14 protein-coding genes are annotated in these 13,587 nt (G+C 38.5%); 2 read left to right on the top strand and 12 right to left on the bottom strand.

All coding sequences use genetic code 11. The annotated features are described in order from the left end of the window. Positions 1-19: 19 nt before the first annotated feature. The 9 genes from KFZ58_RS07310 to KFZ58_RS07270 all read right to left on the bottom strand — a co-directional run bounded on the left by KFZ58_RS07310 (position 20) and on the right by KFZ58_RS07270 (position 9,524). Entirely contained in the window at positions 20-1,606 is a 1,587-nt protein-coding gene (locus KFZ58_RS07310) for an ATP-binding protein (RefSeq protein WP_235794150.1), read from the bottom strand. A 698-nt stretch (positions 1,607-2,304) separates the two neighbouring features. Then, the gene (locus tag KFZ58_RS07305) at positions 2,305-3,015 is read right to left on the bottom strand and encodes an MOSC domain-containing protein (protein WP_235794143.1); all 711 of its coding nucleotides are present in this window, start codon (positions 3,013-3,015) and stop codon (positions 2,305-2,307) included. 51 nt (positions 3,016-3,066) lie between these two features. After that, a complete protein-coding gene (locus tag KFZ58_RS07300) occupies positions 3,067-4,017 on the bottom strand; it encodes a threonine ammonia-lyase (RefSeq protein WP_235794141.1) in 951 nt (316 codons plus the stop codon). Positions 4,018-4,062: 45 nt separating this feature from the next. Next, a complete protein-coding gene (locus KFZ58_RS07295) occupies positions 4,063-4,917 on the bottom strand; it encodes a YitT family protein (protein ID WP_235794140.1) in 855 nt (284 codons plus the stop codon). A gap of 396 nt (positions 4,918-5,313) precedes the next feature. Further along, positions 5,314-5,925, bottom strand: a complete 612-nt coding sequence (locus tag KFZ58_RS07290) for a response regulator transcription factor (protein ID WP_235794138.1) — start codon at positions 5,923-5,925, stop codon at positions 5,314-5,316. Next, positions 5,922-7,049 carry a sensor histidine kinase gene (locus tag KFZ58_RS07285; protein WP_235794136.1) on the bottom strand — a complete coding sequence of 376 codons (1,128 nt, stop codon included), beginning with the start codon at positions 7,047-7,049 and terminating at the stop codon, positions 5,922-5,924. The genes KFZ58_RS07290 and KFZ58_RS07285 overlap by 4 nt, the downstream gene beginning before the upstream one ends. 111 nt (positions 7,050-7,160) lie before the next feature. Beyond that, the gene (locus tag KFZ58_RS07280) at positions 7,161-7,844 is read right to left on the bottom strand and encodes an ABC transporter permease (protein WP_235794134.1); all 684 of its coding nucleotides are present in this window, start codon (positions 7,842-7,844) and stop codon (positions 7,161-7,163) included. Further along, positions 7,841-8,578: an ABC transporter permease gene (locus tag KFZ58_RS07275; protein ID WP_235794132.1), complete on the bottom strand. Its 738-nt coding sequence runs from the start codon at positions 8,576-8,578 to the stop codon at positions 7,841-7,843. The genes KFZ58_RS07280 and KFZ58_RS07275 overlap by 4 nt, the downstream gene beginning before the upstream one ends. Position 8,579: 1 nt before the next feature. Further along, positions 8,580-9,524: an ABC transporter ATP-binding protein gene (locus tag KFZ58_RS07270; protein WP_235794131.1), complete on the bottom strand. Its 945-nt coding sequence runs from the start codon at positions 9,522-9,524 to the stop codon at positions 8,580-8,582. Between the two features lie 327 nt (positions 9,525-9,851). Between KFZ58_RS07270 and KFZ58_RS07265 the strand changes: the two genes are divergently transcribed. After that, positions 9,852-10,739 carry a fructose bisphosphate aldolase gene (locus KFZ58_RS07265; protein WP_235794128.1) on the top strand — a complete coding sequence of 296 codons (888 nt, stop codon included), beginning with the start codon at positions 9,852-9,854 and terminating at the stop codon, positions 10,737-10,739. Between the two features lie 399 nt (positions 10,740-11,138). Here the strand turns inward: KFZ58_RS07265 and KFZ58_RS07260 are convergent, their stop codons facing one another. Then, positions 11,139-11,351, bottom strand: coding sequence for a YjzC family protein (locus KFZ58_RS07260; protein WP_235794127.1), 213 nt, complete (start codon positions 11,349-11,351; stop codon positions 11,139-11,141). Positions 11,352-11,554: 203 nt separating this feature from the next. Between KFZ58_RS07260 and KFZ58_RS07255 the strand changes: the two genes are divergently transcribed. Continuing rightward, positions 11,555-12,181: a metal-dependent hydrolase gene (locus KFZ58_RS07255; RefSeq protein WP_235794126.1), complete on the top strand. Its 627-nt coding sequence runs from the start codon at positions 11,555-11,557 to the stop codon at positions 12,179-12,181. A gap of 64 nt (positions 12,182-12,245) precedes the next feature. Here KFZ58_RS07255 and KFZ58_RS07250 read toward each other — a convergent pair whose 3' ends face one another. Beyond that, positions 12,246-12,404 (bottom strand): hypothetical protein, encoded by a 159-nt coding sequence (locus KFZ58_RS07250; protein ID WP_235794125.1) that lies wholly within the window; start codon positions 12,402-12,404, stop codon positions 12,246-12,248. A gap of 367 nt (positions 12,405-12,771) precedes the next feature. Beyond that, the gene (locus KFZ58_RS07245; protein ID WP_235794124.1) at positions 12,772-13,542 is read right to left on the bottom strand and encodes an SDR family NAD(P)-dependent oxidoreductase; all 771 of its coding nucleotides are present in this window, start codon (positions 13,540-13,542) and stop codon (positions 12,772-12,774) included. Positions 13,543-13,587: the final 45 nt, after the last annotated feature.

Below are 13,587 nucleotides of genomic sequence, written 5' to 3'. Positions count from 1 at the left end.
TAACTATCCCCTTTGACGATTATTTAGGAATATAAACCGTTATAGTGGCCCCTTGACGGCTGGAGTCAATCTCTATTATGCCATTTAATTTATTTACTGCAGCCTTGACATTATACAGACCAAAGCCCCTCTTCTTACTCCTATCCCCTTTCGTTGAATAGCCGGGCTGAAAAATGGTTTCCTGTTCTTCTTCCTTCATGCCGATTCCGTTATCTGAAACTTCAATAATAATATCGTTTCCAATATCAATTGTTGAAAAAGACACTAACGGGTGGGGTACGGATATTACTGCCTCTAAAGCATTATCCACTAAATTACCGATAATGGTAATAAGTTCTGCAACTTCAATATGGGGTGGCAATGGACTAAGATAGCTGCCTTCATCAATCATAAAGTCAACTTTCTTCTCAGAAGCCCTGCCCATCTTTCCTATTAAAATTGCTTGAACATTTGTATCTTCTATTTGATTGAATATACTTCGATTGTTTTTTTGAATATGATTCATTTCCCTATCAATTAATTCCAAGACTTGGTTATAGTTTCCCAACTGCAGCATACCGGAAATAAGATGCATTTTATTTGAATGTTCATGGTTTTGTGCACGTAAATCATCAGAGTACTTTTTCACCTCAGACAATGTGTTAATCATTTCCGTGATTTCCGTCCTATCCTTTATTGTTGCTACCAGTCCGGTAAATTCCCCTTGTGTAAACATAGGAACCAGATTTACAAATAAAGATTTATTGTTTAAATAAATCTCCTGATTCAATTTTTCATCCTTGGTTTCATAAACCCAGCTATATTCCAGAGGTGGAAGCAGTTCATAGATAGGTCTATGAATATATGAATCATTAACTTCCAGAAGATCCTTTGCAGAAGTGTTGATAAGTGTAATCTTATCATGCTCATCAGCAGCGACTACCCCTTCATTTAATGAGGAAAGCAACGTATCCTGTCTGCTGTACAAAGCTGCAATTTCCCGGGGCTCGTACCCGAATGTCTCCTTCCTGATATGCCGCGCCAATAAATATCCCAACACAATTCCGATAATAATAACAGCAACGGAAAGATATAAGATAAACCTTATTCTCTCATATATTAGAGACGCTATATCTTTTTTCAAATATCCCACAGTCGTTACCCCTAAGACGCTCCCCGTCTCCGATAAAATCGGCGCAATGCCTACGATAGACGGGGCTAGAAATTCATCGGATTCCATATTATAATACCCACCAAAAACCCGTGCTTTAAAACCATCGCCAAATGCCTGTACCCTTCCGAGGTATTCTTCGTTCGGATGTGTTAAAACCCGGCCCTCCTTATCCTGGATAATAATGAAATCTGCATCATTCTCCATACTAAACTGATCTGTAAGAAACTGTAGCGACGCTCTGCCATCTCCCTCTTGCAGCGACTCACTTACAGAAGGAAGGAGAGAGACTGTTCTGGCAGTTTGCATGCTCAGTCTATATTTATTGGAAAGTATTTGTTCGACAGTCGAATAGGCAAAGAAAATTGAAAGAATGAAGATAACTGAAATAATAACACCTAATAATAATCCGGTAATTTTAGTTTGTAAAGAAACATTAAACAAACGATTAATCAAGCTATCACCTATTTTTTTGAAATGAAAATATGAATCCGTGCAATCCGATAAGTGCATTTGCACAAATAAACATCTTAATTTTCGGGTCTTAAATGATTTAATAAAAACAAATCCTTTTTGTGAACGGGAAAAATCCACATGGATACAGAGTTTTTGGTGAAATAAAGATGCAAATCCCAATCAACCAAAGGACGTATTATCATGCGGAAAACGTTTAAGAAATCAAATAATGTATTTCAGATTCGCGTATTTTCAATTAACATTATTATACAAAATATGATAAGGCAATTCTATAGATATTTTGTCCCTATTGCTACTTTCTTAGAAGTAATCAAGAATGTATTAAAAAGCATAAAAGTATACTTTTAAAATATAAATCTATTATCATGGCGCATTCTTCAGCTTTTACCTCAACAATGAAGGAAGAAAATTTAAATATTTTCGTATGAATTCTCTTTTTACAAAAGACAATACCAAAAGTAAACTCAGTATTTACAAATATTTTTAAAGACTTAAATAAACATATCTTATATTAGACTGTTTATTGATCATAATTATCACTATATTCTCTCCATTTTAAGTGCCATTCATTTTTTTGCCAATATAAAAAGCCCGATTTACCAACACTTGAATTGGGCTTATTCATACTTCATAAAACAAGGTGTAGATCTATATCTTTAAAACATCATAAAAAATCCTCATTCATTAGGCCCTATCACACGCTTCCGACTACTTGAACTCCCCTTACCCTCTGCACGTTTGGATAACGTGCTACGCCAGCTTGGAGCAAGGAGCTCACAATCAGCAAGTCTACGTGCTAGGTCCAGATCTTGTTTTTGGTTATACATAATATCGTTACACTTCGCAACAGTCCATTCGGGAAATGGTCTTTCTAGAAGCTCGAGGTAATCTCCTGCTTCTATCTCACCTTCCTTGAGAACACGAAAATACCAACCTGTCCAGCCTTCTTGTTGGATTTTAATGGCAAGGTCTTTCATCCTCCAGCGCCGTGCAGGTCTCCAGCAAGGCCTTCTTGGTTGCGAGACTTGTACAACAGCTTCTCCGATATGAAAAATATCTCCAATACACAAATCAGCTTCAGCCATGTGTTGAACGGCTAAGTTTTCGCCAAAAGCACCAATGGTAAAGTCTGTTCGCTCAAGCTTTTTTTGCCATTTAGCATAATGGGAGATAGGATAGACAAAAATTGCCTTTTCCAATCCACCATGATTATTCATGTCGCCTTGCCCATCGCCTTCTAGATTAGTCTCGCCTGCCCAGATCTTCCCTGTAACGGTACGTTTTACGATGCCACTTGTCCATTTGCGCTCCATTGGATTCTTCGCATCTTTTTGCCCAAATGTTTGTGGCTTTCCGACCATAATTCGGTCAATGATGGCTTGATTCATCTATATCATCTCCTAGTATCGTTGCTTTTCTCTTTAACTCAAAAATTCTAGTTATCCCTGACTAAACATCGCTGTATTCCTGATATCAACATTCCCCCCGGAGAGTACACCGACAACATTCTTGTCCCTTATACCAAGTTTATCATTCATCGCCGCAGCAACAGTGACAGCACTTGATGGTTCAATCAGCTGCTTCATTCTCTCTAGGACGAGAAATTGTGCCCGACGAATTTCTTCATCGCTTACTGTGACAATTTGATCCAGGTACTTTTGCACAATTGGAAAAGTAACCTCCCCCGGATGGCTGGCGCGAAGCCCGTCGGCAATGGTGTTTGTTGCAGGAATAGAAGTGATTTGACCCTTTTCCAAAGATAAAACTGTATCATTTGCAGTTTCAGGCTCTACACCAATCACCGTTACATTAGGCTTTGTTTCCTTGATCGCTGTTAAAATTCCTGAAATAAGCCCGCCACCACCGATGGGAACAACGACACAATCCACATCCTCTATCTGATCCAGAATCTCAAGGCCGACCGTTCCCTGACCGGCAATAATAAATGGATCATCGTAAGGAGGAATATAGGTCCCATTATGTTCAGTTGCCAGAACACGGGCTCGTGGCAGCCGCTCAGCTGAAGTCGTTCCACATACCTCCATTTTTCCGTTGTATGCCTTGATCGCATTTGTTTTACTTTTATTGGCATCTTCAGGAACGACAATCGTTGCGGGCACTCCAAGTTTATTCGCGATGTATGAAACTGCCTGTCCATGGTTTCCAGAAGAAGCTGTTGTTATATATGTTGCCCCTTCTTCCAATGCCTCTTTCACTCGATTGGCAGCTCCTCTAATTTTAAACGAGCCTGTCCGTTGTAAATGCTCTGCCTTAAAAAACATCTGATTACCGCAACTTTTAGAAAATTGCGTCGATGTAAGTATAGGAGTTTGATGAATCGTATCAGAAATTTGTTCTCGAGCTTGATGGATATTTTTTAATAAAACCATATGTACGCCCCCTTTTATAAATCTATATTATTGGCTATTTACAAATCACTCGTTTTCTACTTCAATCGTATCATCCATAGAAGGTGTAGCAAAGAAAGTTCCTCCAGAAACGTCTTTCACATTGTGTACAACAACAAATGCATCTGGATCAATATCCCTAATCAATCTTTTCAAATATAAAATCCTTGGTGAACGTACAACCACATAAACAGCTTTCTTATCTTCCTCTGAGTATCCACCGAACCCTTCAAATACAGTAGCACTTGAAGCCATTTCCGTTGTAATTCGCTTTGATATTTCTATACTTTTAAGCGAAATAACATTAACTGCTTTCTTTGCATCAAATCCACTTAATACATAATCGCTAGCAATTTTGCCAACAAATAACGCAACGACAGTGTACATCGTGTATAAAGGACCGATAATAAATACGCCAGCCAATACAATTAAGATATCAAGAACAAATGTTACAAGCACAACATCCCAACCAAATTTTTGGTTAAACATTAACCCAATAATAGATGTGCCTCCAATTGAGCTGCCGGCTTGAATAATTAAACCAAACCCACTACCGGTAATAACACCTGCAAATATTGCAGCAACTAGAGGATCGCCAAGGGGCTGACCTAGATCTTCCGTAAGAAAAATAAGTAAGGATAAGAACGGTACATTAATAAGGCTTTTATATACCATGTGACGAGGAAGAAATTTAACACTTAACCCAATTAAAATCACAAAGCTTATAAATAGTAAGATACCCGGTGAAAAATCAAATGCATAATACAGAAGTAATGATATACCAATTATGCCTCCATCAGCAAGTTGATTCGGTATAGCTAATAATGTTGTTCCTAGTGCAACACACAAAGTCCCAATAATAATTAAAGTAATTTGTTTCATTAAATCGCACCTCCTTTTGAGTTTAAGGCATATCTCAAAAAATGATTTTTATTAGAAAACTTGGTTGTCACCAAGCTTTTCGGTGACAGCCTTAGTTGCACTTATGCAGTAAGAAATATGGATATGCTTTATTAACTGCCAAAATAAAAATGATTCGCTTACTTGATAGCACCAATAATAGGGTAAGTAAAACAATTTAAATGCTTAAGAAATGTTGGGAATGTGTTAGCTATATGATGTGACAATAGATAGAAAGTTATCCATTTTTATTCATGTTCAAAGGATCAATCCCCACTATGATAAATAAGCGAAAGTGCTAACAGATGAGGGGGTTGGTATAATTTCGTAGGGAAAATCAGTCAAAAATAACCTCCCGCTTTATCCAACGAGAGGCACTCATTTACGTTTCCAATAATAAATAGCAAGTTGGGTGCGATCCCTCAGATTCAACTTACTTAAAATAGTTGACAGGGTGTTACGCACTCGTCCTTCACTTATATACAACTGTGAAGCAATTTCTTTATTGGAATATCCTTGAGCGATGAGCTCGAGGATGTCCTGTTCCCGGTTAGTCAGGGGTTCCAAATCTTCAGAGGAGTCTCGATTCCCGGTGATTGTCTTTAGCACATCCGCATCTAATACAGACGAGCCCGAAACAAGCACCCTGATCTGCTGTGCCATATTTGTTGCAGGTGTAGATTTCAGCACATAGCCTTCCGCCCCAGCCCGTAATGCCAACCGAATATTATCTTCATCCCTAAAAGTAGTCAACATCATGATTCTCACCTGTGCCCATCTGCTCTTAATCTCTCTTGTAGCCTGTATACCGTCCATGTTTGGCATCCGAATATCCATTAAAATCACGTCCGGCAAATTATTCGAGCATTCATCAACTGCTTCTTTGCCGTCACTAGCTATAGCAGAAACTTTCATATCCGCTTCACGGGATAGAAGTACTTCTAAGCTTTGACAGACTAAGGTATCATCATCGACTATCATTATTTTCATGAATGAGCTCCTTTCTTATCTACCGAAAAGATGTGATTACTTTCTAAGGGGAGCACACTAACGAGTTGAAAGCCTCTATCAGAAGAGGAGAAGGAAATATTTCCACCAACTGCCTTCGCTCGGGTTCGTAAATTCCGTATTCCGATGCCCGCCTCACCCGATTGTTCTGTTTTTCCGTCGTCAGCCACTAGCAATCGCACAATTTTCTTACTTACATCTAAGGAAACTTCTACATGATTAGCATTCGAGTGGCGATACACATTGGTAAGAGCCTCTTTTAATACAGACTCTAAAATCCCCCATATATACGCAGGAACTCTGTTGGTGTCGCCGTTTGTCTGATATGTCACTTTACATGCTTGGTAGGATTCGCAGATTCTTTCCAGCCGGCTGCTTCCCATCGCGATATCCGGTTTCGTGTTATGGACTGTTTCTCGTAAATAGCTGGCACTATCATTCAGTCTTTGGCTCATCTGCTTAAACATCTCTTCCGCTTGTGCGTTATCTTCTTTCCACAATTGCTCAAAGGCTTGAAGAGCTAGAACGGCTCCAGTCAACTCATGGCCAACATGGTCATGTAAATCGCGAGCTATACGATTACGTTCAGTAAGCTCTGCCATATGGGCAGTCTTGATATTTGCTTCCAGAAGCTCTCCTTTTAACTTTTCTAATTCATACCAATTTTGCCGATCCTGATCAGCTTCTATTTGTAAGTTTCTCACTAGAACGGCCGATTCCTTCATCAACCACCCCGATACAAGCGAAAGGAGAAGAAAAAATAACATAAAGATGGAAGGTATCGCGTAGGCCGCACCTACTAATAGGAGCGGAAAACTGTACAAAGTCTTTCCTTTTAAAGCGGATTCGAACAAAGGTAATGCCATGCCCAGCCAGGCTTGCGGCCATAAAGGGATTACAAGTATGCACGCCAGCTGGTCCACCAAAATCGTCCAAGCCGGCAGCTCAAAACGCCACCTTGCAACAGCCATGGCAATCAATATCATAATCAGTAAAAGGGCTTCTATGACTGCATCTCCATTCAGCCAAAGAACCAATAGAAACATAATAAAAATGATACGAAAAATTAGCTTTCCCCACATAAACGAAACATTTGATTTACCCATGGTTATCAACCATCCTCACTCTAAAACATTTTCACGGGGCTCCACTGATGCAGTTTCGCTTTACGATCTCACACTTCATAATATCATCTTCCCTTAGCATATCATGTTATTTTAAGCAATTCTCCGCTTACTTCCCCCAAGTAAAAAGATCACAGTAAAAAGTAGCAAAAATCCGATTGGGAGGAACATCTTTGATAAATCACCACTCTCCACTAAAATATATTGTGCTTCTGCTAACCAATACGTTGGGAGAACCATAACCAGTTTCTGCATAATGTCCGGCATCAAATCAATTGGCCAGAACAAGCCACCAGCCATTGAAATAAGTATAATCAGTCCAAACAAGATACTAAAAGCTGTCTCCTTTTGTCGAAACAAAGCAAACCAAGCTAAAGAAAAGCTAATAGCGGTAAGAGAAAATACAGCATAAAGCAAGAATAGAAGGCCTGGTTCATACAGTGTATGTCCATATAACATACCACCAATAATCATTGCACCGTTTTGCAGAATAAGCAGAAGCGAATAAGCGAGTAGATTCTGCCATAAATATTGCAGATGAGTAACAGGAGAGACACCGATACGAAGCAAAGTACCGGAAACGCGGTCATCTAACATAATACTGACTAGCTTGGCGGAAGTAAACAATAGTAAAATGCCATAAAACTGAAAACCAATAGGCAACCCATAGGCTCCAGTATCCGGAAGAAATACGAAAACAATTGGCAGTCCAAAAAGCAGTACAATATTAATCAGTTTACGAAAACTTCGCTTAAGCGTAAATGCAAAGATCGTCATACAAGTCTCCTCCTTCCAATAATCATAGTGATAAGTCCAAAGATTACCGACCCCAGTAAGAGTAATCCTACACTCCATACTGCCTCGCTAATATTTTCGCCTAACATTACATTTACAATTGCTGTTTCCCCCAAAGCGAGAGGATTCAGGTACTTGTTGATCACGTTAAATATAGCTACATCAGGAATTGATACAAAAAAGTAACCTGCTAAAATCATAAAAATGAACACATAGGAGTAGCCTGTCAGCTCAGCAAAACGATATTTACGAAATCCAAGTACAGCTGTTAAAAATACCGTTTGAGAAATAAGGGATACCAGTATGAGGACAAGGACAACCCAACCGATATTTCCCCACCCTACTCCATACACCCAGTGCGTAAACAACACAATAACAAAACCATTTATTGCACTGTACAGCGTACTAGCCGTCAAAATAGAATAAGCATAGACATGTAGTTTCAAAGGCAGTGACTGCATTCTCCACCTGAAGTTAGTAAACAAGTCTTCTTTCATATATTCCATTGTATAAAAACCACCGACAAGCTGAAAGCCAATCACGATACCAACGGCTATAATATCGATCCCCCGACGACCACTATCATCCACTACCATATCGCCCATCGCAAAGCCATTCACCGTAATAATAGCCAACGGGAGCACTAACAGAAAGATAAGGCCAATATAGCCACGGAGCATTCGTTTTACTGCAAACCAGGTTAATCTGAAAAACATATTAATCATCCTCCCTATCACGGAGTGTTTTTCCGGTTAATGTTAAGAACACATCTTCAAGGGTAGGTTTTTCCACATTTATCGACTTCACACCACCGGAAGATTTAGCCACCGTTAGTACTCTATCCAGATTTCCTGATCCTGCTTGTGAAATCAGCGTAAACTGATCCCCGTCTCGTATCACCTGTTTTACTCCATTAATCTTCTCTAGCTGCTCTACTAATTCCTCAGGTCCCTCTTCCACTTCCAATTGAACTTTTTCTTCATATTGAATATTCTCTACCAGCTCATCAACGGTTCCTTCTGCAATTACGTGTCCTTGATCCATCACCACCACTCTGGAAGCAATAGACTGGACTTCCTCTATATAATGCGTTGTATAAAGAATCGTCGTTCCCTGCTGCTGGAGCTTACGGATGGATTCGAGAATATGATTTCTTGATTGAGGATCAATTCCGACTGTCGGTTCATCCATAATGAGGAGCTTTGGTTGATGTACCAAGGCACAGGCTATATTCAATCTTCTCTTCATCCCCCCGGAGAACTTAGTCGGAAGCTGCTTAGCTCGTTCAGTTAGTCCAACAAAGGAGAGTGTATCTTGCACACGTTTTTTTAATTCTGCACCGCGTAAACCATATATCCCTCCAAAGAATTCCAGATTCTCTTTTGCTGTCAAATCCTCAAATACCGTAACTTCCTGCGTCACGAGTCCTATTTTAGACTTGATGCTGCTTAAGTTCCGTTGTAGCTTTTTATCAAATACGCTAATATCACCTGAATCTATTTTAATCAAACCTGCCAAAGCATGAATCAGCGTTGTTTTCCCTGCCCCGTTCGGTCCAAGTAGTCCTAGAATTTCACCGTCTTCAATGACAATATCAACATGATCAAGCACCCTCGAGCTTCCATATCTCTTCACAATGTTGCTCATCTCTGCTATTAACATATAATATCCTCCAAATCATCTTCGTTATATAAACTATTATAGCAAGCCCTTATTGGGGTCGGTAGTTACAAATGTAACGGTTTATATTTGGGAAAGCGCTACTGATTCTCATGTAGCTTATTTCAACCAAAATAGTTTGATCTATGCTGATTTCAAAATTACCTAACCGGCTATTGACACACCTGACAATATATAACTTTTCTCACCAAATTCAATAGGTTCTTTTTACTTTTGAACAAACAACTGGTACAATATGTACGAAAGGATACTTTTGTTTTGGTTTTTATCAATCATTGACTTTCACAAAATAGATAAGGAGTTGGAATAATGCAAGACGAACAACTAGACTTCATTAAAAATGGTAAGGGATTTATCGCGGCACTCGATCAAAGTGGCGGTAGTACACCAAAAGCTTTAGCGCTATATGGCATTCCAGAAGATTCATATTCCACTGAGGAGGAAATGTTTGATCTCGTTCATAAAATGAGAACACGTATTATTACCTCCCCTGCTTTCAGTTCTGATTCTATTCTCGGTGCTATTTTATTCGAACAAACAATGGACAATAAAATTGAAGGCCTTTTTTCTGCAGATTACTTATGGGAAAAAGAAGGTATCGTTCCTTTCTTAAAAGTCGATAAAGGACTGGCAGAAGAAGCTGAAGGCGTTCAATTAATGAAGCCTAACCCTGGCTTAGATGCATTGTTAAAAAGAGCAAATGAAAGAAATATTTTTGGTACTAAAATGCGTTCTGTTATTAAAGAAGCAAACCCTGAAGGTATTAAAAAGGTTGTTGACCAACAATTTGAAACAGGTAAACAAATTCTTGCTGCTGGCTTAGTCCCAATTATCGAACCAGAAGTAGATATTAATAGTAAAGACAAAGAAAAATCCGAAGAAATCTTAAAAGATGAAATGGTAAAGCAGTTGGATAAATTAAGTGAAAATGAAAATGTAATGATAAAAATTTCCATTCCAACCGTAGATAACTTCTACAAAGAATTAATTGAGCATCCAAGAGTTATAAGAGTTGTAGCACTTTCCGGTGGTTACCCACTTGAAGAAGCAAATGAAAAATTAGCAGCAAATCAAGGTCTGATCGCAAGCTTCTCAAGAGCTTTATCCGAACCTTTAAATGCCAATCAATCAGATGAAGAATTCAATGCATTGTTAAAAGATTCCGTTAAGAAAATCTACGATGCTTCAATTACGTAAAACCTGTTTAATCACATAAGAATAGAAATAACGTATATGGGGAGTTGTTTTTTTCAGCTAACCTATGCGTTATTTTTTATTTCATTTTATTTATAAGAATCAAATTCCCCCTTAACACCTTAATAAACAGATAATTTGTTTAAATATTTAGAAATTTATTTATTTTCTAATATTAGAAGTTATCAAAAGTATCGAATAGACCGAACTTGAAATTATTTGAACATACATTGCAATACCCCAAAAACCTGAATAATTTCGATTGTAGTTATAGTAGATAAACAGTACACAAATTGTTTAGAAACTATATTTCATTACTACAATCGAAAGTGGAGGTCGTTTTGGGGTATGTTAAATAGAAATTGTATAAATAAAGGACCTAGTATTGGTGTTGCCCAACCACTAGTTATTACTCCTCCCTTGAACACCAGGTTTATTTAGGTCCCGCTGATTAATCCATACACGATCCTGATTGGCGTTCTCCGGAAATTTTTCACCGGCTTCCAGTTTTACTTGTTGCGGATCATTCACATTACTGCCTGTTTCACCACTTTCAATATAAATTCCATTGTTCGGTGCTTTTTGTCCAGCACGAAATTGAGATTGTTCAGCCATGTAATCACTCCTTTATCTTATTATGACTTATATACAATCAGTTATAACTGGAAAAGAGAGGATGAAGATGGAGTATAATCAACATTTGCAAAACGAGATACAATAAATTCCAAATCACCTCTAAACAGAACGCATATTTTGTTGTAAAATAAAACAGTGCGTTTGCACATACTATAAATTTTTTAAAAGAGGTGGAATTAAACGTGAATGGTACAGGACATGCGGCAATTGGAGCAGCAACAGGATTTATCGTAGCGAACACTTTTCATGCCACACCTTCAACAACACTCCTTTTCGTTGGACTTGGAGGAGTTTCAGGATTAATTCCCGACCTCGACATTGATGGGAAGCTTCGGGACAAAATCACGCTATCCCATAAGGTGATTCAAACTGTTGCATTGTTGATCGGGATTCTGATGGTTTTATATAGTTTTTACGAGGGAGCCAGTACTGATAGGTACTTGGGAATCGGTATCGGCCTGGGAATGATTATCTTATCCTCATCCATCAAGCAAAAGCATATGTTAACCATCACAGGAATCGGGGTCATTGCAGGAGGATCCTCCTTACAGGAAACCTGGATGATGCTATTTGGAATTTATATTTTAATCGCGTCTTTCGTTTCGCATCGCAGCTATACCCATTCGATAGTTGGTGTTATTTTCTTCGGAATCATTGTTTCTGAATTGGAAGTGTCCCTCGGCATTAATGGCATTTTCTACACCTGCCTGGCAGGCTATATCAGTCATTTAATTGCGGACAGTAAACTGCTTCCGTTTAGTAAACGAGGAATTAAGCTATTTTTGCCTGTTTCTTCAAAGGAATTCTAGAAAACGAGCAGAAGCAAGACACTGTAGCGCATTGCCTCTGGAAACGCGCTACAGCTTCATCTATTTATCGTTTTCTTTTATTTCTTTTATTATCTAAATTAAGAAACTCACTGTCGCCTGCAAACTCTGCGTCGTTTTTCTCGTTTTTTGGTGAAGTATCATATTTAATGACATTTCTTTGATTGCCCTTATCTTTATTACGATTTTTGTTTTGTTCGGACATGAAAAGAACCTCCTATAAATTGTTTCCTTCATCAATTTTAGTGTATCCATAACCAAGATTCTTATTTGTTCAATCATTACTAATGTAAGTTGGCTGTATGCATTTTTTCAGCAGATTCGTTCAAAATATAAAGGAACGTTTAATTGCAAAGCTAATCAACAAAGAAAAGAGGGTTTCATATGCCAAAAGGAAAAAAAGAAAAGACAAAAAATAAGAACAAAGAAGAGTTGAACGCCATGAAAGACGATAAAAAGTATCGACAAAACCGTCCTCCGAGATAGACCCATTTATCAAGTGGAGATATAAAAACAGCCCATTCTTCTGTGAATAGCACAGAAAAATGAGCTGTTTCATCATTAGCTAACGCTTAACGACTTGTGTATCCAGCATCAGCATGTATAGTTGTTCCAGTGATATAAGAGGACTGATCGGAAGCTAACCATAGGCTTGCCTCTGCAATTTCTTCAGCTTTTCCAAATCGATTTAACAGACTAAGCTGTGGTGCGTATTCTTCTGCAGTATACCCGAACTGCTCCAAAGCTCCACGAAGCATTGGTGTATCGATCGCACCTGGAGCTACAGAATTCACACGAATATTTTTGTCACCATTTTCCAGCGCAGCAACCTTGGTCATTCCTACTACACCGTGTTTAGCTGCAACATAAGCAATATTATCTGGCTGAGGACGGAATCCGCTTACTGATGAAATGTTAATGATAGATCCACCGTCACCTTGCTTAATCATCTGTTGTAGTTCATATTTCATAGATAATGCTGTTCCTTTGAGGTCAATTGACATTAGCTTATCCCAATAATCTTCATCAAACTCTGCTGCTGGCTTATCATCTGGAGTTAAAGCAGCATTATTAACAGCTACATCAAGACGGCCATATTTTTCAACCGTAGCATTAATTAGGTTTTGTACTTGGTCTGATTTAGAAATATCAACTTTAACAAAAAATGCCGTTCCTCCATTTTCTTCAATTTCAGAAACAGCTGCTTGTCCTTTTTCTTCATTTAAATCTGCAATAACCACTTTTGCTTTAGCATCTGCAAAAAGTTTGGCAGTTGCAAGGCCCATTCCCATTGCTGCGCCTGTTACAATTGCTACTTTGTCTTCTAGTACAGGAAATGTCATTTTTCATCGCCCCTTCTTTGTTGTCAAATATTGTCTACAATTTAA

Origin of the sequence: Virgibacillus sp. NKC19-16, from assembly GCF_021560035.1 — a bacterium.
In the GTDB taxonomy this organism is placed as follows: Bacteria; Bacillota; Bacilli; order Bacillales; family Amphibacillaceae; genus Virgibacillus_L; species Virgibacillus_L salidurans.
The sequence above is the reverse complement of the archived record's forward strand: the minus strand, read 5'-3'. Positions and strand labels throughout refer to the sequence as shown.

Bases quoted from the DNA above. Each gene is read 5' to 3' on its own strand.
- KFZ58_RS07290 (WP_235794138.1), bottom strand. From the start codon at position 5,925: ATGAAAATAATGATAGTCGATGATGATACCTTAGTCTGTCAAAGCTTA.
- KFZ58_RS07300 (WP_235794141.1), bottom strand. From the start codon at position 4,017: ATGGTTTTATTAAAAAATATCCATCAAGCTCGAGAACAAATTTCTGAT.
- KFZ58_RS07260 (WP_235794127.1), bottom strand. From the start codon at position 11,351: ATGGCTGAACAATCTCAATTTCGTGCTGGACAAAAAGCACCGAACAAT.
- KFZ58_RS07270 (WP_235794131.1), bottom strand. From the start codon at position 9,524: ATGTTAATAGCAGAGATGAGCAACATTGTGAAGAGATATGGAAGCTCG.
- KFZ58_RS07265 (WP_235794128.1), top strand. From the start codon at position 9,852: ATGCAAGACGAACAACTAGACTTCATTAAAAATGGTAAGGGATTTATC.
- KFZ58_RS07305 (WP_235794143.1), bottom strand. From the start codon at position 3,015: ATGAATCAAGCCATCATTGACCGAATTATGGTCGGAAAGCCACAAACA.
- KFZ58_RS07280 (WP_235794134.1), bottom strand. From the start codon at position 7,844: ATGACGATCTTTGCATTTACGCTTAAGCGAAGTTTTCGTAAACTGATT.
- KFZ58_RS07295 (WP_235794140.1), bottom strand. From the start codon at position 4,917: ATGAAACAAATTACTTTAATTATTATTGGGACTTTGTGTGTTGCACTA.
- KFZ58_RS07245 (WP_235794124.1), bottom strand. From the start codon at position 13,542: ATGACATTTCCTGTACTAGAAGACAAAGTAGCAATTGTAACAGGCGCA.
- KFZ58_RS07275 (WP_235794132.1), bottom strand. From the start codon at position 8,578: ATGTTTTTCAGATTAACCTGGTTTGCAGTAAAACGAATGCTCCGTGGC.
- KFZ58_RS07250 (WP_235794125.1), bottom strand. From the start codon at position 12,404: ATGTCCGAACAAAACAAAAATCGTAATAAAGATAAGGGCAATCAAAGA.
- KFZ58_RS07285 (WP_235794136.1), bottom strand. From the start codon at position 7,049: ATGGGTAAATCAAATGTTTCGTTTATGTGGGGAAAGCTAATTTTTCGT.